This window comes from Amycolatopsis stemonae (assembly GCF_054781455.1).
Genome location: NZ_BAAGUJ010000009.1, coordinates 136,539 through 156,099, shown reverse-complemented (window position 1 = coordinate 156,099; position 19,561 = coordinate 136,539). Strand labels below are relative to the sequence as shown.

Here is a 19,561-nt window from a genome sequence, read left to right as displayed (position 1 = left end):
TCTGGGCCCGAGAATAGCGCTCGAGCCGTCACGGCGAGGTCACTTCCGCGGCCCGCGGCACGGCTTCGGTCCGCCGTCGTCATCCGCCGACCCTGGCCCCGGACCCGCGGCCATGGCGTACAAAGGATGCGAGAGGTGATGCCGGATGACGCCCTCGGTGGTGCGGCACGCGAAGCGGCGCCGGTGGGCGGTCGTGGCCGCCGTGGCCGCGGTGCTCGTGTCCGTTCCCTCGGTCGTCGCCGCGCTCGAGCCCGCCGGGGCGGTGGTCGATCCGGGCCGGCTGCGTGCGCTCGTCCTGGCGTCGGCCGGACGGCCGTACCAGGGGTACGCCGAAAGCGCCGGTTCGCTCGCCCTGCCGGAGCTGCCGAACCTCACCCCGGTCACCGCGCTCTTCTCCATGCGGACGCCGATGCGCGCGTGGTACGCCGGGCCCGACCGCTACCGCGTCGACATCCTCGGCACCGCCGGCGAGCACGACGTCTACCGCCTGCCCGACGGCGAATACACGTGGGACTACGGCGACCACACGCTGACCGAGCTGATCGGCGACCCGGGCGTCCGGCTCCCGCGGGCCGGGGACCTGCTGCCGCCGGAGCTGGCCCGGCGGGTCGTCCAGGCCGCGAAGAACGACCCGGTGAGCGCGCTGCCGGGCCGGAACGTCGCCGGGGTCGCCGCGTCCGGGTTCCGGCTCGTGCCCGCCGATCCCGACACGACGATCGGGCAGGTCGACGTCTGGGCGGACCCGGCGACCGGGCTCGCGGTGCGCGTCGAGGTGACCGCCCGCGGGCAGCAGGCGCCGATCCTCGTCAGCGAGTTCCAGCAGCTCGACCAGACGACGCCGGTCGTCGAGGCACCGCGGCCGGTGCCCGGCGCCGGGTTCACCGTGGCGAGCGCCCCGGACGTCTCGAACGTGCTCGGCGCGCTGGGCGAGGTGCCGTTGCCGGCGACGCTCGCCGGGCGGCCGGTGGCGTCGTCGAACTTCGGCGGGGTCGAGGGCGCCGCGCTCTACGGCACCGGGCTGGCGTCCTTCGTCGTGGCCGCGGTGCCGCGCGCGGTCGGGAACGCGGCCGCCGACGCCGCCGGGAAGGCCGGTGCGGTGCAGGTCAGGCTGGCCGCCGGGACGGTGGTGCAGCTGTCGATCACGCCGTTGTCGCTCGCGATCGTCCGCTCGTCGGTGTCCCGCCGCTCGTACCTGCTGGCCGGGACCGTCACGGCGGACGTGCTCAAGTCCGTCGCGGACGAGCTGTCGCGCCTGCGGCGGGGCGCCCGATGATCGTCACGCACGCGCTGACCAAGCGCTACGGCCGCACCCTGGCCGTCGACGCGGTCGACCTGGTGGTCCGCGAAGGCGACCGCTACGGCTTCCTCGGCCCGAACGGCTCGGGCAAGACCACCCTGGTTCGGATGCTCCTCGGCCTGGTCTACGCGACCGGCGGGGAGATCGAGGTGCTCGGCAAGCCCGTGCCGAAACGGGTCGCCGAGGTGCTGCCGGACGTCGGTGCGCTCGTCGAGGGCCCGGCCGCGTACCCGCACCTGTCCGGCCGCCGGAACCTCGCGCTGCTCGACGCGGCCGGGCGCGGTGGCGCGCGGCGCACCCGGCGGCGTCGCGTCGAAGAGGCCCTGGAGCAGGTCGGGCTGGGCGGCGTCGACCAGCGGCCGGTGAAGGCGTACTCGCTCGGCATGCGGCAACGGCTCGGGCTCGCGGGCGCGCTGCTGCGGAAGCCGCGGCTGCTGATCCTCGACGAGCCGACCAACGGCCTCGACCCGCAGGGCATCAAGGAGATCCGCGAGCTGCTCGTCGAGCTGAACGAGGGCGGCACGACGGTGTTCCTGTCCAGCCACCTGCTGGCCGAGGTGGAGCAGCTCTGCACGCGCGTCGGCGTCGTCGACCGCGGGCGGCTGGTGCTGCAGGAGGACCTGGCGACGCTGCGCGCGGCGACCGGCCGCGTGCTCGTCGCCACGCCCGATCCCGCGGCGGCGGCCGCGGTCCTGGACGGGCAGCTCGAGTCCCGCGACGGCGACCGCCTGGTCATCCGGCACGACGACCCGGCTGCCCTGAACGCACTGCTCGTCGAAGCCGGCGTGCGCGTCGCCTCCCTCCACGCCGAACAGCGGACGCTCGAACAGGTCGTCCTCGACGTCACGGGTCCGGGCTCGGACCGGTTCGGAGCCGCCGGATGATCGCCGTCGAACTGCGGAAGCTCGCGCTGCGGCCGCGGGTGTGGGTCAGCGTGCTGCTGCTCTGCCTGCTGCCCGCGATCGTCGGCGTCTTCCTGGCGACGGCCGACTTCGCGCCGCCGCCCGGCCAGGGCGGGGCGTTCCTCTCGGCCGTCGTGAGCGACGGCGCGCTGTTCCCGGCGGCCGCGCTCGCGCTCGTCCTGCCGTTGTTCCTGCCGATCGCGGTCGCGGTCGTCGCGGGCGACTCGATCGCCGGCGAGGCGTCCGGCGGGACGCTGCGCTACCTGCTGGTGCGGCCCGTCGGCCGGACTCGCCTGCTCGGCGCCAAGATGGTGGCTTTGGCCGTGTACGTGACCGCGGCGATCGTGATCGTCGTGCTGACGTCGCTGGTGCTCGGGGTGATCCTGTTCGGCACCGGCGGCGCGCCGGGCGTCGCCGGGCCGAGCGGGCAGCCGAGCGGCGTGACGTCGTTGTCGGGGCAGTCGCTCACGTCGTCCGGGCTGGGGTTCCGGCTGCTGGGCGCGGTGTCCTACGTCGTCGCGTCGATGCTCGGGTTCGCGGCGATCACGGTGTTCCTCTCGACGGTGACCGACTCGGCGCTGGGTGCCGCGCTGGGCGGGCTGGCCGTGCTCATCACCAGTTCGGTGCTGGAGACCCTGGACGCGGCCGCGTCCGTGAAGCCGTACCTGCCGACGCACTACTGGCTGTCGTGGATCGACTTCTTCCGGGATCCCGTGCTGTGGCGCAACATCGACCACGGGCTGCTGCTGCAGGCCGGCTACATCGTCGTGTTCTTCGGGGCGGCGTGGGCGAACTTCGCGACGAAGGACGTCACGAGCTGAGGCATTCGGCCGGGGCTTCGAGCGGGGCCGTGCCGAGGGCCTGCAGGACGAGCCCGGTGACGGCCGGGTCGGTCGGCAGGTCGCCGTGGCCGGCCCGGTTGCCGGGGCAGACCTGCTGGAGCGCGACGTTGACGGCGCCGTCCAGCCGGGCGGAGTCGGGCGGGGTGACCGTCTCGTCCCGTTCGGTCCACAGCGAAAGCCACGGGAGCGTCTTGGGGACCGGCACCCGGTCGAGCTCCTTCAGCAGCGAACTGCCCGGCGCCAGCTGGCGGCACGCGACGGGACAGGCACCCGGGTCGAGCGCGGTGCCGGCGGCGGCGAGCCCGGTGCCGTGCATCGGCGCGCCGAGCGTGACGATCCGGCGGGCCTGGTGGTCTCCACCGTCGCGGTTCACCCACAGCCGGGCCACGACACCACCCGCGGAGTAGCCGATGACGTCGACCGAAGGCGCTCCGCTCGCGTACGCGTCTTCGACGGCTTCGGCCAGGACGGCGACCTGTTCCAGCAGGTCACCGGTACCGTCGCCGGCCAGGGTGAGGACTTGCGTGCTGCGGCCGGTGGACTGGCGGATGTGCGCGGCGAGCTCGTTGAGCGCACCTTGGCCGCCGCCGTAGCCGGGGACGAGCAGGACGGGACCGGGCTTGCCCTGGTCGGGCGTCCCGGCTTGCGGCGCGGCACTGGTCCGCGTGGTGGCGACGGCGGTCGCGACGAGCACGGCCACGACGACCACCGCGACGCCGCCCATGAGCAGGCGCCGTCGCGGGCTGATGCCGCGCCACCAGGCCGTGATCCGCACACCCCCATGATGACCCGGCCCGTGCGTGGCGGTCGTGAGTGTTCAGGGCGGCGGGAACCGCCCTGAACCGGTCGCCCGCCCGCCACGTGTGCCCGGTGGGAGTGTGGAGACAACCGGGGTGAGCTGATCATGCGGATGCGTGCCAGTGTGTTCGTCGTGCCGTTGCTCGTGCTCGAACTGGCCGCCTGCGGGCAGCCGGAGGTGGTCGTCGAAGTGGTGGGGAAGGCCGAGCCGGTCCCGGCGCGCACCGGCGGGCCCGCGTGCACGTGGCTCGGGGACACGCCGGTGGCGCCGGAGATCGTCCGGCTCCAGGCGGGTCGAGCCTGAGGTGGGCCTGGCTTCGCAGCTGTCGCTCGTCGAGGCCGGTGATCGCAAATTATCCAGGCCATTGCTCAGGAGATGCGGCGCACCGGCTCCCCGCCCAGCAGGCAGTCGAGGTCGATGCGGCCGCCCGCCGCCGCGAGGACGGCGTCGATCGCGAGGTCGACGTCGAGCTTGCGGCCGTGCTGGTCGGCGTACGCGCGCATCAGGTTCCCGATGTGCCGTTCCGGGTTGCGCCACGCCGGCCACCGCAGCGAGGCCTGCTGCGCCAGCTTCGTGAAGTCCGTCTGCCGCTCGGTCACCTCCAGCAGCCACTCCAGGTAGACGCGCATCCCGTGCAGCGCGGTGTGTCCCGGCGTCGCCACCGGGCCGTGCCCCGGCACCAGCGTGCGCGGGCGGAACGTGTCCTGCAGCCAGTCGAGCGCCTCGAGCCAGCCGGGCACCGAGCCGTGCACCGCCAGCGGTGTGTCGCCGATGTACACCAGGTCGCCGGTGAAGAGCGTGCCCGAACGCGGTTCGTGCACGACGAGGTCACCGGCCGTGTGCGCGACGCCGGGCACCGCGACGACGTCGGCCGCGGCGTCGCCGAGGTCGAGCCGCCGCCAGCCGACGACCGGGCGGACCGCTTCGGGCTCCGGCGGCTCGAGCACCCCCCACTGCGTGTAGGTGAAGACGTTGCCGTAGGTCTGCGGCCCGGCCTTGACCAGGTCGACGCTGCCGGGCGCGGCCAGCGCCGTGCCGCCTTCGCGCAGCGCGACCCCGACGCCGTTGTGGTGCTCGCCGTGCGCGTGCGTGACGACGACGGTGAGCTCCTGCTCGCCCGCGTACTTGCGGACGTCGCGCACCAGTTCCAGCGTGGCCTGTTCGGTGCCGCAGGTGTCGATGAGCACGACACCCTCGCTGCCCTGGATCCAGCCGGAGTTCGAGACGAACCACTCGGCCGGGCTCTTCACGTACGCCACGACGCCCGGCCGCGCGTGCCGGAGCGGGACGATGTTCGATGTGACGGCCGGCATTGCTTTCCCTCCCTGGTGCGAAGCCGTGACGACCCGGCTTCGCAGCGTACCGGCGCTGCACGCAGGGCGGACAGCGCCGGACGAAGCGGTTAACGACGGGGGCGCGGGCAGGTTGCGCCTTTTATCCGGCGAGTTGCCGGCGCTGGTTGACCGCCGCCGAGCAGGCCCGGACCTGCAGGCGGGTGCCGTCGCCGGTGGACCCGCCCGGCGTGTCGAGGCACTTGCCCGACCGCGGGTTCAGCAGCGTGCCGTCGGAGCGCGCCTGCCACGTCTGCGCGCCGGTGGCGTTGCAGTCCCAGAGCCGCACGAGGGTGCCGTCCGCGGTGCCGCCGTTCGCGACGTCGAGGCACTTGCCGAGGGCCCGGACGGTCCCGCTCTGCCTGGTCGGTGCCGAGCGCGGCGAGGCGCCAGGATCTCGCGGCCATGGGGGAAGTTCCGCCTTTCCCGGTGCGTCGGTGGGCGAGAAGTGCGGTCTAGACCACGGGGGATGGTAAGCGCCGGGTGAGCGGGCTGTCACTGACAAGAACAGACAGCTTGGAGGGAATCCCCCACGGCGGCGGTCGTCGTGAATTCGGTCGAGCGATTGAAAATGATCTTCCGTGCCGATCATCGGCGCAGGTCTTGACAGTCGATCTCGTACGCCCATACTGGTATATACCTTTATGGGAGGGTCCGGGTAACCGAGGGGGCTTCGCGTTCGCGGGCCGACGGAAGGTCTGAGGGGTCCTTCCGTCGGCCGCGCGAAGCCGTCGCACGAAAAAAAGCCGGTCACGGGCAGTGTTGACACAACTACTGGTACGAACCAGGATTGTCTCCTGCCGGCCGGGAGGAGAACCATGGTGGCGGGGGCACACGTCCGGATCGACAACCGGCTCGTTCACGGGCAGGTCACCGTTGCGTGGACCCGGCGGCTCGGGGTGCGCCGGCTGGTCGTCTGCAACGACGAAGTCGCCGCCGACGAGCTGCAGCGGATGCTGCTGCCGCAGGCCGCCCGGGGGCTGCCGACCGAGGTGCTCACCGTCGCCGAGACGCTCGACGTGCCCGCCGGGGCCGATCTCATGATCATCGTGAAGCACCCCGGCGACGCCTTCCGGCTCGTCGAAGGCGGGGCGCGGCCGCAGGTGGTCAACGTCGGGAACGTCGCGCCGCGGCCGGGGACCGGCTACACCATGGTGACGCGCTCGATCGCGGTCACCGCGGACGAGGCCGACGCCTACCGGAAGCTCGCCGCGACCGGCGTTCCGCTGGTCACGCAGCTGATGCCGCACGACAAGCCGCACGAATTCGTCCCGTTGCTCGACCGGAAAGGGCTGTAGCCCCGCATGCTCGTCGCGTTGGCCCTGACCCTCTGGGCGATCTACTGCACCTACGACGGCCTCGGGCCGTTCCTCATCTACGCGCAACGCCCGCTCATCGCCGGCTCGGTCGCCGGGCTGATCGTCGGGCACCCGCTGCTCGGCCTGCTGATCGGCGCGACGCTGGAGCTGGCCGCCCTCGGCGTCTACACCTACGGCGGCGCGACCATCCCGGACTACCAGACCGGCGCGATCGTCGGCACCGCGCTGGCCGCGGGCGCCGCCGGCGACACGTCCGCGCAGGTCGCGATCGGGCTGGGCGTCGGGCTGCCGGCCGCGATCCTGCTCTCCGCGCTCGACCCGGTCGGCAAGATCATCACCACCGCGCTGGTCCACCGGGCCGACGGCTACGCCGCGGACGGCAACGCGCGCGGCCTGGCGATGATCCACTGGGTCAGCCTGGTGCCGTGGGTGGCGGTGCGCGCGATCCCGACGTTCCTCGCCGCGCTCGCCGCGTCCGGCGGCCTGGTCAAGGACATCACCGCGAGCATCCCCGCGGGGTTCGTGCAGGGCATGACGCTCGCCGGGGCGCTGCTGCCGGCCGTCGGGTTCGCGCTGCTGCTCGGCATGATGGAGCTTTCGCGGTACTGGTACCTGCTGCTGATCGGGTTCGTCGCCTTCGCCTACCTCCACGTGCCGCTGCTGGGCATCGCCCTGATCGGTGTCGCGGTCGCGATGCTGTTCGTGACGCTCAAGGGCGACGAGCCGGCGATCGAGATCCCGGAAACGGCCGAAGAGTCCACTGTGGACGTGCGGCTGACCAGGCAGGACCTGCGCCGGGTGTTCCGCCGGTACTTCTGGTCCAGCCAGATCTCCTGGAACTACGAGCGGATGCAGGCGCTCGGGTTCGCGTACTCGATGGAACCCGTGCTGCGCCGGCTCTACCCGGACAAGGCCGACTACGTCGCCGGCCTGCAGCGGCACCTGCAGTTCTTCAACACCTCCGTGCTGGTCGGCGGCCCGCTGATCCTCGGCTCGAGCGTCGCGCTGGAAGAAGCCGGCACCCCGAAGTCGGCCGCCGGCACGAAGGTCGCGCTGATGGGGCCGATGGCCGGCATCGGCGACACCGTGGTCTTCGCGCTGTACAACAGCATCATCTTCACCATGGGCGCGTCGTGGGCGCTGCAGGGCAGCTGGCTCGGCCCCGCGTTCGCCGCCGTGATGGTGCTCGTGCCGTACGCGCTGGTGCGGCGCTGGCAGTTCGGGTTCGCCTACCGCGAAGGGAAACGGCTGGCCGGCCGCCTCGCCGCCGGGGCGCTCGCGCGCGTCGCGCAGGGGGCGACCGTGCTCGGGTTCGTCGTGCTCGGCGGGTTCATCCCGTCGATCGTCAAGGTCGTCACCACGCTGACCTACCGGCAGACCACGGAGGTCCAGGGCAAGTCCGTGACCCAGGCCGTGGCGATCCAGGACCGGCTCGACGAGCTCGTCCCGTTCCTGCTGCCGGTGCTGGTCACCGCGGGGGTGTACCTGCTGACCGCGAAGGCCCGCCTGCGGCCGGTCTGGGTCATCGCCATCGTCGTCGTCGCCGGGGTCGTCCTGGGGTGGCTCGGCTGGTTCGCGCCGTCGGCCCCGGCGAAGGGTTAGGAGTCCGCCATGACCGTTCCGATCGTTCTCGCCGGGCACGGCCGCCTGCCTTCCGGCGTGGGGGAAGCCGCCGAGATGATCCTCGGCCCGCAGTCGAGGCTGAAGGTCTGCGAGCTGAGCCCGCACGACAGCCCGGAGGAGTTCGGCGTCCGGCTGATCGCGCTGCTCGGCGAGGCCACCGAAGTGCTCGTGCTCGCCGACCTGCACGGCGGTTCGCCGTTCAACGCCGTGCGCGCGCTCGCCGCCGCGTCCGGCCGGCGCACGCGCATCGAGCTCGTTTCCGGGCTCAACCTGCCGATGCTGCTGGAGGTCCTGCTGCACACGACCGACGACGTCACCGAGCTCGCGGGGGTGGCGCGTGCCGCCGGCCGCGACGGCGTCGTCGACGTCCTGGAATCGACCTGGTGACCGCCGACCTCCTGCTCGCCGCGCAAGACGTCCGGATCACCCCGGGACCCGGGCACCCGCTCGGCGGGTACCTGGCCCGGCACGGCGTCGCGACCGGCACGCACGACGAACTCGAAGCTTCCCTGATCTGGCTGTCCACCGAAGACGACCCCGGCGTGCTGTGGGTGGCGCTGGACGCGCTCGCGGTCGACGCCGGGCTCACCCACATCCTGGCCGACGCCGTCGCCGCCGCGGTCGGCATCGACCCGGCGCGCGTGCTGGTCTGCGCGTCGCACACGCATTCCGGGCCCGAGGGCTGGACCGGCCCGCTGCACCCCGGGCTGCCGGGGCGGCGTGATGACGGGCTGGTCGGCCGGATGGCGGAGACGGTCGCCGGCGCGGCCCTGCGGCTGCGCGCCGGCCGCGGCCGGGTCCGGGCCTGCTGGCACGCGGGGTCGACGGAGGCGGTCGGCGGCAACCGCTACCGGCCCGACGGGCCGCACGACACGTCGTTCGGCGTGCTCGAGCTGCGCCGCGACGACGGCACCCCGGCGGCGCTGCTGTTCGACTACGCCAGCCACCCGACGGTGCTCGGCCCGGACAACCTCCGCTGGTCGGCGGACTGGCCGGGCGCGACGCGGCGCGAACTGGCGGCCCTGATCGGCCAGCCGGTCTCGGCGTTCCTGCAGGGCGCGGCGGGCGACGCGAGCTCCCGGTTCGTCCGGCGCGGCCGCGACCACGACGAGGTCCGCACGCTCGGCGGCCACCTGGCGACGTCGATCGCGCGGACGCTGGCGGTGGCCACCGCGGCGGACGCGTCCGGCCCGGTCCGCCTGTCGAGATCGGCCCTGCACCTGCCCTACCGCGACGTGCCTTCGCTGGAGGACAGCGTGGACCTGCGGGAAACGGCGGAACGGGCGCTGCGGCGCGAGCTGACCCAGCACGGCGAAGACCACCCTTCGGTCCGGATCGCGCAGACCCGCTACGAGGGGTGCGCGATGCTGGCCGCGATGGCGGCGGCGGAGCGGCCGACGGGCTGCGCCGAGGTCCCGGTCAGCGTGGTGTCGCTGGGCGGGATCGCGTGGCTGCACACGCCGTTCGAGCTGTTCGCGTCACTGGGGCTGCGGATCCGGCGCGGGAGCCCGTTCCGGCACACGCGGGTGATCGGCTACACCGACGGTTACCTCGGGTACCTGCCGGACGCCGAGGGCCACCGGGACGGGGTCTACGAGTCGTACGTGACGCTGTTCGGGCCGGACGCCGGTGACGTCCTGGTGGAGCACTGCCTGAAGCTGCTCCGGGCGCACCGGCTCAGGATGGACTACGCCGAGCCTGCGTGAAGACCGTGTAGCGGTCCGCCCGGTACAGCGAGCGGCCCGCCTCGATGACCCCGCCGCGCTGGTCGTGCAGCGTGCCTTCGATGATCAGGCACGGCTTGCTCGGCTGGATCCCGAGCAGCGCCGCGTCGTGGCTGTTCGGGAGCACCGCGGAGATCGCCGTGTCGTTCCACTCCGCGTGGACGCCCCAGCGTTCCTCCAGCGTGCGGTGCAGCGAGTGCGTCTCCCAGTCGAACAGCTCGATGCCCGGGAACCGGTCGACGGACAGGTTGGTGCGCTCGACCGCGAACGGCTCGTCGTCGACGTAGCGCAGGCGCTCCAGCCGGAACACGCGCGCGCCCGGGGGGACGTTCAGGCGGCCGGCGAGGCGGGGCAGCGCCGACTCGACCTCGGCGTGCAGCACCTTAGTCTTCGGGACGACGCCGCGGGCCTTCATGTCCTCGGTGAACGACGTGAGCATGTCGATGTGCGCCGGCGAGCGTTCCGAGGTGAACGTCGCGGTGCCGTGCCGCCGGTAGAGGACACCGTCGGAGACCAGGCGGTTGATCTCCTGGCGCACGGTCCCGCGCGCGACACCGAAGTGCTCCGCGAGGAACCGCTCCGACGGCATCAGCCGGCCGGGACCGGCCTCGGTCGCGACGCTTTCGAGGATCTCGCGCAGCTGGTCGCCCTTGGGCCGCCCCGGCTGCAGCGCGTCCGGGAGCCGGAGATCGCTCGCGGGGACGTGTTTCGGACGGGGCATGGCACAAGTATGTCGCGCCGGGGCCCGCCGTGTGCCCTGAAGGCCACGGTTCAACCCGAGCCGAGGCTCGGCCGACGGGTCGTCGGCGGGCGTGGGTCGGTCCGTGGTGCGGCGGGGAGGCCGATGGGTCGGAGGCGGGCGCGGGTCGGCCGGTGGCGCGGCGAGTGAGGTCGGCTGGGAAGGCCGCGGTTTCGCTGGTGTCCTGTCCGATGGGGCGGCCGGAGGCGGGCGCGGGTCGGCCGGTGGTGCGGCGGGCGGGGTCGGCCGGAGGCGGGCGCGGGTCAGCTGGTGGTGCGGCGGGCGGGGTCGGCCGGAGGCGGGCGCGGGTCAGCTGGTGGCGCGGCGGGCTGGGGCGGCCGGAGGCGGGCGCGGGTCAGCCGGTCGCGCGGCGGGCGAGGTCGGCGAGGAAGCGCTCGGCCGCGGCTTCGCCCGTGACGTGGCCGACCGATCGGTAGAGGCCACGGGCCTCGCGGGCGGTTCCGGCCGCCAGCATCGGGCGGCCCGCCGCGTCTTCCACCGCCGCCAAGCTCAACAGTGCCTGCGCCTCCAGCAGCCGGTAACCGCCCGCGCGGGCCGCGTCGAGGGCCGCTCGTGCGTGGTCTCCCGCTTCGGGGACCCGGCCGACCGCCGCGAGCACCCAGGCCAGCGTGGCCGATGCCTCCGCGAGCTGGCCCCGCAGCCCGGACTCCGCCGCCAGGTCCCGTGCTTCGCTCAGCACGCGCTCCGCCGTCACCACGTCGCCGCCCGCTTCCGACGCGCGGCCCAGTGCGATCAACGCCGCCGCCTCCACCTGGCGGTCGCCGTCGCGGCGGACGCGCTCCAGGGCCGTCTCCGCTGTGCGCGCCGCCGGGCCGTGGTCGCCGCGGGCGGTTTGCAGTGCGCTCGACGCCGTCAGCGCCGTCGCCTCGCCGAAGCTCGAGCCGAGGTCCTGGAACTCGCCCAAGGACTGGTCGAGCACCGCGGCCGCCTCGACGAACCGGCCGGTTTCCAGCAGCACCCAGCCGAGGTCGGCGAGGTTCGCGGCCTCCCAGAACCGCAGGTCCTCCTTGCGGCACAGCGCGACCGCCTCGTGCAGGCAGTCTTCGGCCTGCTCCAGCCGGCCCAGCTGCCGGTAGTGGCAGCTCAGCGAGTTCAGCGCGAGCGCCTCGCCCGAGGCGTTGGCCAGCTCGCGGAACAGCTGGATCGCGCGCCGGCTGTGTTCGACGGCCTCCGACAGCCGGCCGGTCCACTCCAGCATCGACCCCAGGTTCGCGACGGCCGTCGCCTCGCATTCGCGCCAGCCGCACGCCCGGCTGGCCAGTACCGCCTTCTCCGAGTGCCGGATGCCCGCCTCGTGCTGGCCTTCGCGGAAGTACGCGCCGCCGATGGACAGGTGCACGAGCGCTTCGGCCGGCCGGGCGCCGTGCTCCCGCGCCGCCCGCAGGACGATCGGCGCGAGCTCGAGCCACTCCGCGCGGCGGCCGTGGTCGTGGAAGAACCGCCGCAGCGCGTCGGCGAGGTACCAGGCGGCGGGGTACGGCCCGCGCGCCGCCGCCAGCCGCAGGGCCGCCGACAGGTTCGGGACCTCGACGTCCAGCCAGGCCACGGCTTCCGCGGCGCCGGCGAAGGCGACGGGACTCGGCAGCGCCGGCGCGTCTTCGCGGGGGAGCGTGACGATCCGCGCGCCGAGCAGCGCGACCGCCGCGTCGGCCGCCGCGCAGTAGCCGAGGAACAGCCGCTCCCACGCCCGGTCCCGGGCGGCCTCGTCTTCTTCGGCGCGGACGCACCGTTCGGCGTAGCGCCGGGCGAGGTCGTGGAAGCGGTAGCGGCGGGGCGCGTGCGCCTCCAGGAGGTTGGCCGCGGTCAGCCCGCGCAGCCGCCGCGTGGCTTCCTCGACCGGCACGTCCAGCAGCGCCGCCGCGGCGACCGCCGTGAAGTCGGCGCCCGGCACCAGCGCGAGCAGCCGGAACGCCTGCCGCAGCCCGGGCGGCAACGCCTGGTAGGACACCGAAAACGCCTTCGCGACGGCACTTTCCCCGTCGCCGTCGAACCCGAGCTGCGCCAGCGGGTCGCCGCGCAGCTCCTCGACCAGCTCGCCGAGGCTCGCGAGCCCGGTGTTCGCCGCCGCGATCCGCAGGGCCAGCGGGTGGTGCCCGCAGAGCCGGGCCAGCTCGTCCGCGGCGCCGGGTTCGGCGGTGGCGCGCTCGCCGAGCAGGGTGGTCAGCAGCGCCCGCGAGTCGGCTTCCCGCAGCTGGGCCAGGCCGAGGGACCGCGCGCCGACCCGGGCGACGAGCTCGTCGAGCCGGTGGCGGCTGGTCACCAGCACCCGGCCCGACGACGGCAGCAGCGGCAGCACTTGGGCGGTGTCGCGGGCGTTGTCCAGCACGACGAGGGCCTGCCGGTCGGCCAGCAGCGACCGGTAGAGCTTGGCCTGGTCGTCGAGGCCCGGCGGCACGTCCCGGAGGTCGACGCCGAGGGTGCGCAGCAGCTGGGCCAGCGCGGAGGCGGGCGTCAAGGGCTCGTCGTCGGCGTCGAAGCCGCGCAGGTTGACGTACAGCTCGCCGTCGGGGAAGCGCGCCCGCGCGGTGTGGGCCCAGTGCACGGCCAGCGCGGTCTTGCCGACGCCGGCGGTGCCCGTGATCACCCAGACGTCGCCGGGTTCGTCGAGCGCGGCCAGCTCCGGCGCCCGGCCGGTGAACCCGCGGACGTCCAGGGGCAGCTCGGCGGGCCGCGGCACGACCGGGGCCGCGGCCGGCGCCGGCTCGTCCTCGCCGCGCAGGATCCGCAGCCGCAGGTCCTGCAGGGCCTGGCCGGGTTCGATGCCGAGCTCGTCGACCAGCAGCTCGTGCGCCCGCGTGTACGTCTCCAGGGCTTCGGGGGTGCGGCCGCAGCGGTGCAGCGCGAGCATCAGCGCGGCCCGCAGCCGCTCCCGGAACGGGTGCTCGTCGACGAGCCGGCGCAGCTCCCCGGCCACCTGGCCGTGCCGTCCCGAAGCCAGCTCCTGCTCGTACAGCTCTTCCAGCACGACGAGCCGGCGTTCGGCCAGCGCCGGGCCTTCGTGCTCCGCCAGCGCGTCGCTCACCCCTCCGAGCGGGTCGCCGTCCCACAGCGCCAGGGCCGCCCGCAGGTGCGTGACGGCTTCGGGCCCGGACGTCGCCCGCGCCCGCGCGACTTCGTCGTCGAACACGTCGAGGTCCCGCTCACCGGGCCCGGCCGCCAGCACGTAGCCGGGGGCGCGCCGGACGATGACGTCGCGGCCGAGCAGCTTCCGCAGCTCCGAGATGTGCACCTGCAGCCGCCCGCGGACGCTCGGCGGCGCGTTCTCGCCCCAGGTCAGGTCGATCAGGCGGTCCTCGGACACCACGCGGTTCGGCGTGAGCAGCAGCGCGGCCAGCACGGACGTCTGCTTCTGGCCACCGGGCCGGACGGCGCCCGCGTCGCCGAGGACCGTGACCGGTCCGAGCAGGCGGTAGCGCACGAGGAGCCCCCAGAAGGCCGACCGAAGCGGAACGGAAGTGCCGTGCCCGACCCTATCTCCGGACCGGAGGGAACGGAGGGAACGGGTGGACGCCGAGACCGAGCGCATGCTCTTCGTCTGCTTCCCGGACGCGGGGGAGACCGCCGGCCGCTACCGCACCTGGCGCGATCCGCGGATCGCCGTGCACGTCGTCGAGCTGCCCGGCCGGGGTGAACGCCGCGACGAGCGCCCGTACCGGGACATGTGGCTGCTCGTCGAGTCGCTGTGCGCGGAACTCGCCGAGGTGCTCGCCCGCCCGCACGTGCTGTTCGGGGCGGGCCTGGGCGCGCTGGTCGCCTACCGGCTGGCGCAGCGGCGGGTGGCCGCGGGACTGGGGGTCCCGCGGGCACTCGTCGTCGCCCACCAGGCGCCGCCGGACCGGGCCGCGCGGGCCGTGCCGGAGCAGGCGCCGCGGGCCGACGTCAGCCTGCTGGCCAGCGACGCGCACGTGCCGGTCGCGCCGCCGTTGCCGTGCCCGATCCGCGGCTTCGGCGAGCCGCACGCGATGACGGGCTGGGGCGAGCACACGAACGCGGGGTTCGTGCTCGCCCCGGCCCGGGCCCGCGACAGCGCGGCGCTGCTGCGGGACGCGGTCCTGCGGTCGGCCTACCTCGTCTCGGCGCTCGCGGTGCCGGCGGTCGACGGCTTCGAGTCGCCGATGTAGGGACCGACGCCGATGGACGGGCCGTTCTGGGGCGGGGGCTCGGCCGCCTGGGCGGCGGGGGCGAAGACGAGGACGGCCAAGAAGGCCGTGCCGATGACGGCCTGGGCCAAACGGGCGTTCATGGTTCGACTCCTCAGGTTCGGGATACCGCAGATAGTGCCCGAGCCGGCTTCCAATCCGCTTCCCCTTGCCGGTAGTGGTCATCCGGTCACCGATCGTCCCTTGTGGAGGGAATCCGGCCACGCCAGGATCGTCGTCATGGGGAGTGATGGCGCGGACACGGTCCGGCGGATGGCGAGCTTGGCGACACCGATGGCGCTGCGGGTGGCGGTGACGCTGGGCGTGGCGGACCGGCTGCGCGGCGAGGGTGTCCGGACCGAAGACCTGGCCGGGGAGCTGGGCGTCGCGCCGGTGCCGCTGGACCTGCTGCTGGCGCACCTGGCGACGCTGGGGTTCTTCGAGCGGACGGCCGCCGGGTACCGGACCACGGAATACGGCGAACACCTCTGCGGCGACACCCTGACCACCGTGCTGCTGGACCTGGACACCGCGGGCGGGCGCGCCGAGCTGGCGTTCGTCGAGCTCCTGCACAGCGTGACGACCGGCGAGGCCGGGTACGCCCGCCGCCACGGCCGGGAGTTCTGGGCCGACCTCGACGCGCACCCGACGCTGCGGGCGTCGTTCGACCGGCAGATGGAACACCGGCTCCGCGCCGAGATCCCGCAGCTCGCGGCCGGCTACGGCTGGGGCCGGTTCGCCACGCTCGTCGACGTCGGCGGCGGCACCGGCGGGCTGCTCGCCGCGATCCTGGGCGCCCACCCGGGGATGCGCGGCCGGCTGGTCGACCTCGAAGCCACCGCGGCGGCGGCCGCCCGGACCTTCGCCGCCCACGGGCTCGGCGACCGGGCCGAGGCGATCCCGGGCAGCTTCTTCGACCCGCTCCCGGCGGGCGCGGACGCCTACCTGCTGGTCGACATCCTGCACAACTGGGACGACGCCGGCGCCGGCCGCGTGCTGGCCCGTTGCGTCGAGGCGGCCCGCCCGGACGGCCGGATCCTCGTCGTCGAGCCGGTCGGCGGGCGGCACGGGCGCACCGAGATGGATCTCGCGATGTTGGTCATCTTCGGCGGCCGGGAGCGCCGGGTCGGCGAGCTCGAGGCCCTCGGGTCGGCGCACGGGCTGGTGCTCGACGGCGTCGCGGACGTGAGCGAAGGGCGTTCCCTGCTGGAGTTCCGAGTTATATAAGCGCTGTTACAATTCGGCGCGTGTCCCTGAGCCGCGCCTTCGTCGAGCTGACCCCGCTTCGGGTGTCGCCGGCCTTCCGGCGGCTGTGGCTCGGCCGCGTGTTCTCGGGCTTCGGCTCGCAGATGACGCTCGTCGCCGTCATGTTCCAGGTCTGGGAGCAGACCCGGAGCACCGTCTGGACCGGCGCCGTCGGGCTCGCGCAGGCACTGCCGGTGGTCGTGTTCGGGTTGTTCGCCGGCTCCCTCGTCGACCGCGTCGACCGCCGGAAGTTCGCGCTCGTCGCCACGACCGGGCAGGCGGCTTGCTCGGTTCTCCTGGCGGTGCAGGGGTTTCTCGGTGGCGTGCCGGTGCTCGCCGTGCTGGGGCTGGTGGCCGCGCAGTCCTGCTTCGTCGCGGGCGGCGGCCCGGCGGCACGGACGTTCATCCCGCGGCTGCTGGCGCCCGAGCGGCTCCCGGCGGGGCTGGCGCTGAACCGGATCGCGTTCCAGGGCTCGATGCTGCTCGGCCCGGCGCTCGGCGGGCTGCTGCTCGGCTGGGTCGGCGTGGGCGGCTGCTACCTGGTCGACGCGCTGACGTTCGTGCTGGCGTTCTACGGCGTCTTCGGCCTCCCGCCGATGCGCCCGGACGGCGAGCCGTCGCGGCCGGGGCTGGGCGGGATCCTCGACGGGCTGGCGTTCCTGGCGCGGACCCCGGTCGTCCGGGGCGCGCTGCTGACCGACCTCGCGGCGACGGTCCTCTCGATGCCGATCAGCCTGTTCCCGCTGGTCAACGCCGAGCGATTCGCCGGCGACCCACGGACGCTGGGCCTGTTCCTCTCGGCGATCGCGGTCGGCGGCGTGGCGGCTTCGGTGTTCTCGGGGACGTTCACCCGGCTGCCGCGGCCGGGCCTGGTGATGCTCGCCGGATCGGTGACCTGGGGTGGCGCGCTGGCGTTGTTCGGGCCGGCCCCGGATCCGTGGCTCGGCCTCGGCTGCCTCGTGCTGGCCGGGGCGGCGGACACGGTTTCGGTGGTGTCGCGCGGGGCCCTGGTGCAGCTGAACACGCCGGACGCGCTGCTCGGCCGGGTCGCGGCGGCGGAGCAGATCGTCGGCCAGGCCGGGCCCGACCTCGGCAACGTGCGGGCGGGCCTGACCGCGAGCGTCACGTCGGGGACGGCCGCCCTCGTCGGCGGCGGGGTGCTGTGCGTGGTGGCGGTACTGCTCGTCGGCGCGGCAACGCCGGGCCTGCGCCGCTTCGCCACACCAGCTCCTGTCGCTCGGCGACCCGTGGGTGCCGACTAGCGCCGCGTCCGTCGCGCCCGCTCTGCCGGACCGCTCAGGAAACCTTGAGCGACAACACGTCCGGCACGGTGACGCGCTGGCCGTACAGGGTGGCGCTGCCCCCGATCGCCAGCACCCGGTGCGGTGCGCCGGCGGCGCAGGCCAGCGATGCCCGGCCGTGGGGGAGCAGCGAGCTCAGCAGGCACCACGTTTCCGTGCCGAGGTCGAGGACCTCGCTCGTGCGTTCGCGCGCGGCCGGGTCCTCGACCGGTGCGGGCCCGCCGCCGACCACCACGATCCGGTCGCCCGCGAACACGGCCCCGGGCGCGCCGCGCCGCTTGTGCATCGGCGCCACGGCTTCCCACTTGTCCAGCCCGGGCGAATACCGCTCCACCGAGTCGAGCGCGTCCTGCCGCCGGCTGGCCACCCCGCCGATGGCGTACAGGTGCGTTTCCGTCGCGACCAGCCGGAACCGCGCCCGCGGCGTGAGCATCGGCGCCACCGGAACCCAGTGCGGCCGCGGCTCTTCCGGGTCGAGCACGAGCACGGCGTCCGTGGCGTGCTCGTCGGCGTCGGCGTTCCCGACCACACCGCCCGCGACGTAGAGCCGGCCGCCGAGCCCGGCCGCGGAGGCCGCGGCCAGCGGGACGGGCAGGGACGGCGCGGAACTCCATTCGTCCGGCACGGGGTCGTACCGGTCGACCGCGTCGACAGCGGCGTCCCCGGGGCCGAGACCGCCGGCGACGTAGACGAACCCGCCGACGACGCCCGCCGCGTGGTTGGCGCGCGGGAACGGCATCGGGCTGACGTACCGCCACGTGCCGCTGCCGGTCACCTTGCGCGTCTCGACCGAGCTGTAGCCGACGTTCCCGTCGGTGCCGCCGAGCACGAAGAGGTCCTCGCCGACGACCGCCGCTTCGTGCGCGAACCGCGGCGACAGCAGTGGTGGCCGGTATTTCCAAGATCCGTTCATCGTCCCGCCCCTTTTCCTCGGCCGCCAGAATCTCCGCGGTGTCCCGCTTTGTTACGACGGATTCGTTTTCCGCTGCCGGCCGCATTCCGGTGATCGGATTCCGGATGGGTCATCCGCCGCAGTGCGCTCCGCCGGATGGCGGCTGACGATCACACTGTGTGCCGGTTTCTCGTGGGTTTGTTTCCCTTGGTGAGCGCGTCCTGGTGGGTGGTTTACCCGTTCCGCGGCGCGGGTGGCGCTTTCGACATGATGTTTGCGGACCGGGAAATCGTCATCTACAGTCCGGCGACTAACGGCTCGAGAAGCCGGATTCCATGGTCGAAATGATTCTTTCCCGAGGAGTGGCATGCGCAGGTGCGCCTCGATCCGCCGGTTCGCCGTCTTCGCTCTCGTGCTGGCCCTGGTGGGCGGCTGCAGCCAGCGGGGCGGCTCCGGCAGCGCCGGCGCCGTCGAGAAGCCGGCCATCCGGGTCGCGATCTTCTCCGCCGTCGACCTCGCCACGTTCTGGCTGGCCCAGGACGGCGGCTACTTCAAGGCCGAGGGCCTCGACGTCCAGGCCGACACGGCCGCGAGCGGGCAGGAAGCGCTTACCCGCATGGCGAGCGGTCAAGCCGACCTCGCGATGTCGACCTACACGCTGTTCTTCCTGGCCAAGAACAACGGCGCCGACCTGAAGCTGGTCGCCGACGGCACGTCCGCCAGCCCGCGCAGCAACGAGCTGGTCACCGTGCCCAACTCGCCGGTGAAGACGGTGAACGACCTGGACGGCAAGCGGATCGCCATCAGCTCGAAGAACGCCGCTTCGGACGTGCTGACCCGCTCGGTGATGCGTGACCACGGCGTCGAGTTCGACAAGGTCCAGTGGGTCCCGATGCCGTTGCCGGACATGGGAACCGCGCTCGCCCAGGGCCGGGTGGACGCCGCCTACCAGCCCGAACCGTTCCTCACCCAGGCCGCCCGGTCCGCCGGTGCGTACCCGGTCATCGACGCCGCCAGCGGCAGCACCCAGGGCTTCCCCCTCACCGGCTTCGGCGCCACGGCGAAGTGGGTCCAGGACCACCCGAAGACGATGGCGGCGTTCCAGCGCGCGATGCTCAACGCCACGCGTGCGGCGGTCGACCGCGCGCGGATCGAGCCGCTCGTCGTCCGGAACGCCAAGGTGGACCAGGACACCGCGAGCCTGATGGTGATGCCCGAGTTCGGGTCCACCCTGGACGCCCGCCGCATCCAGCGGGTGCCGGACCTGCTGCAGCAGCTGGGCGTCGTCCAGACGAAGATCGACGCCTCGTCGATGATCACCCCGCAGGCCAGTACCGGCTGAGCGGCGGGACGCGAAAGAAGGGCGGGTGCGCGATGCACCCGCCCT

Annotated in this window: 19 protein-coding genes; 12 read left to right on the top strand and 7 right to left on the bottom strand. The window is 73.9% G+C overall.

Annotation, left to right across the window (positions count from 1 at the left end):
• Window positions 1-145 precede the first annotated feature (145 nt).
• The 3 genes from ACYVLJ_RS30405 to ACYVLJ_RS30395 are packed head-to-tail and all read left to right on the top strand — an operon-like array spanning window position 146 to window position 3,020.
• On the top strand, window positions 146-1,273 hold the full coding sequence (locus ACYVLJ_RS30405) for a hypothetical protein (protein WP_460441250.1): 1,128 nt from the start codon (window positions 146-148) through the stop codon (window positions 1,271-1,273).
• Window positions 1,270-2,181 (top strand): ABC transporter ATP-binding protein, encoded by a 912-nt coding sequence (locus ACYVLJ_RS30400; RefSeq protein WP_451981839.1) that lies wholly within the window; start codon window positions 1,270-1,272, stop codon window positions 2,179-2,181. Before ACYVLJ_RS30405 ends, ACYVLJ_RS30400 begins: the two co-directional genes overlap by 4 nt.
• Window positions 2,178-3,020, top strand: a complete 843-nt coding sequence (locus tag ACYVLJ_RS30395; RefSeq protein WP_451981836.1) for an ABC transporter permease — start codon at window positions 2,178-2,180, stop codon at window positions 3,018-3,020. Before ACYVLJ_RS30400 ends, ACYVLJ_RS30395 begins: the two co-directional genes overlap by 4 nt.
• Here ACYVLJ_RS30395 and ACYVLJ_RS30390 read toward each other — a convergent pair.
• Window positions 3,010-3,816, bottom strand: a complete 807-nt coding sequence (locus tag ACYVLJ_RS30390) for an alpha/beta hydrolase (RefSeq protein WP_460441249.1) — start codon at window positions 3,814-3,816, stop codon at window positions 3,010-3,012. The genes ACYVLJ_RS30395 and ACYVLJ_RS30390 overlap by 11 nt on opposite strands.
• 129 nt (window positions 3,817-3,945) lie before the next feature.
• Between ACYVLJ_RS30390 and ACYVLJ_RS30385 the strand changes: the two genes are divergently transcribed.
• Window positions 3,946-4,143, top strand: a complete 198-nt coding sequence (locus ACYVLJ_RS30385; protein WP_451981830.1) for a hypothetical protein — start codon at window positions 3,946-3,948, stop codon at window positions 4,141-4,143.
• A gap of 65 nt (window positions 4,144-4,208) precedes the next feature.
• On the opposite strand, the gene ACYVLJ_RS30380 is transcribed toward ACYVLJ_RS30385, so the two are convergent.
• Both ACYVLJ_RS30380 and ACYVLJ_RS30375 read right to left on the bottom strand, forming a co-directional pair.
• A complete protein-coding gene (locus ACYVLJ_RS30380; RefSeq protein ID WP_460441248.1) occupies window positions 4,209-5,153 on the bottom strand; it encodes an MBL fold metallo-hydrolase in 945 nt (314 codons plus the stop codon).
• A 121-nt stretch (window positions 5,154-5,274) separates the two neighbouring features.
• Window positions 5,275-5,763, bottom strand: a complete 489-nt coding sequence (locus ACYVLJ_RS30375) for an RICIN domain-containing protein (RefSeq protein ID WP_460441247.1) — start codon at window positions 5,761-5,763, stop codon at window positions 5,275-5,277.
• A gap of 226 nt (window positions 5,764-5,989) precedes the next feature.
• Between ACYVLJ_RS30375 and ACYVLJ_RS30370 the strand changes: the two genes are divergently transcribed.
• Genes ACYVLJ_RS30370 through ACYVLJ_RS30355 form a run of 4 tightly spaced genes read left to right on the top strand, consistent with a single transcriptional unit; the run spans window position 5,990 to window position 9,819 of the window.
• Window positions 5,990-6,469 carry a PTS sugar transporter subunit IIB gene (locus tag ACYVLJ_RS30370; RefSeq protein ID WP_451981821.1) on the top strand — a complete coding sequence of 160 codons (480 nt, stop codon included), beginning with the start codon at window positions 5,990-5,992 and terminating at the stop codon, window positions 6,467-6,469.
• 6 nt (window positions 6,470-6,475) lie between these two features.
• Window positions 6,476-8,092 carry a PTS system mannose/fructose/sorbose family transporter subunit IID gene (locus ACYVLJ_RS30365; protein WP_460441246.1) on the top strand — a complete coding sequence of 539 codons (1,617 nt, stop codon included), beginning with the start codon at window positions 6,476-6,478 and terminating at the stop codon, window positions 8,090-8,092.
• Window positions 8,093-8,101: 9 nt separating this feature from the next.
• Window positions 8,102-8,500, top strand: a complete 399-nt coding sequence (locus ACYVLJ_RS30360) for a PTS sugar transporter subunit IIA (protein WP_451981815.1) — start codon at window positions 8,102-8,104, stop codon at window positions 8,498-8,500.
• Entirely contained in the window at window positions 8,497-9,819 is a 1,323-nt protein-coding gene (locus tag ACYVLJ_RS30355) for a hypothetical protein (protein ID WP_460441245.1), read from the top strand. Before ACYVLJ_RS30360 ends, ACYVLJ_RS30355 begins: the two co-directional genes overlap by 4 nt.
• Here the strand turns inward: ACYVLJ_RS30355 and ACYVLJ_RS30350 are convergent.
• Both ACYVLJ_RS30350 and ACYVLJ_RS30345 read right to left on the bottom strand, forming a co-directional pair.
• Complete coding sequence (locus ACYVLJ_RS30350; protein ID WP_460441244.1) at window positions 9,791-10,558, bottom strand: GntR family transcriptional regulator; 768 nt, start codon at window positions 10,556-10,558, stop codon at window positions 9,791-9,793. The two genes, ACYVLJ_RS30355 and ACYVLJ_RS30350, sit on opposite strands and share 29 nt — an antisense overlap.
• 373 nt (window positions 10,559-10,931) lie before the next feature.
• Window positions 10,932-14,015 (bottom strand): AfsR/SARP family transcriptional regulator, encoded by a 3,084-nt coding sequence (locus ACYVLJ_RS30345; RefSeq protein ID WP_460441243.1) that lies wholly within the window; start codon window positions 14,013-14,015, stop codon window positions 10,932-10,934.
• Between the two features lie 85 nt (window positions 14,016-14,100).
• Between ACYVLJ_RS30345 and ACYVLJ_RS30340 the strand changes: the two genes are divergently transcribed.
• Complete coding sequence (locus tag ACYVLJ_RS30340) at window positions 14,101-14,718, top strand: thioesterase II family protein (protein WP_460441242.1); 618 nt, start codon at window positions 14,101-14,103, stop codon at window positions 14,716-14,718.
• On the opposite strand, the gene ACYVLJ_RS30335 is transcribed toward ACYVLJ_RS30340, so the two are convergent.
• Entirely contained in the window at window positions 14,661-14,840 is a 180-nt protein-coding gene (locus tag ACYVLJ_RS30335) for a hypothetical protein (protein ID WP_451981800.1), read from the bottom strand. The two genes, ACYVLJ_RS30340 and ACYVLJ_RS30335, sit on opposite strands and share 58 nt — an antisense overlap.
• Before the next feature lie 136 nt (window positions 14,841-14,976).
• Here ACYVLJ_RS30335 and ACYVLJ_RS30330 point away from each other — a divergent pair, with 136 nt between their 5' ends.
• Window positions 14,977-15,963 (top strand): class I SAM-dependent methyltransferase, encoded by a 987-nt coding sequence (locus ACYVLJ_RS30330; protein WP_460441241.1) that lies wholly within the window; start codon window positions 14,977-14,979, stop codon window positions 15,961-15,963.
• A 20-nt stretch (window positions 15,964-15,983) separates the two neighbouring features.
• The gene (locus ACYVLJ_RS30325) at window positions 15,984-17,243 is read left to right on the top strand and encodes an MFS transporter (RefSeq protein WP_460441240.1); all 1,260 of its coding nucleotides are present in this window, start codon (window positions 15,984-15,986) and stop codon (window positions 17,241-17,243) included.
• Between the two features lie 34 nt (window positions 17,244-17,277).
• On the opposite strand, the gene ACYVLJ_RS30320 is transcribed toward ACYVLJ_RS30325, so the two are convergent.
• Window positions 17,278-18,195, bottom strand: a complete 918-nt coding sequence (locus tag ACYVLJ_RS30320; protein ID WP_460441239.1) for a Kelch repeat-containing protein — start codon at window positions 18,193-18,195, stop codon at window positions 17,278-17,280.
• A 346-nt stretch (window positions 18,196-18,541) separates the two neighbouring features.
• On the opposite strand from ACYVLJ_RS30320, the gene ACYVLJ_RS30315 reads away from it, so the two are divergent.
• On the top strand, window positions 18,542-19,516 hold the full coding sequence (locus ACYVLJ_RS30315; protein ID WP_460441238.1) for an ABC transporter substrate-binding protein: 975 nt from the start codon (window positions 18,542-18,544) through the stop codon (window positions 19,514-19,516).
• The last annotated feature ends 45 nt before the right edge of the window (window positions 19,517-19,561 follow it).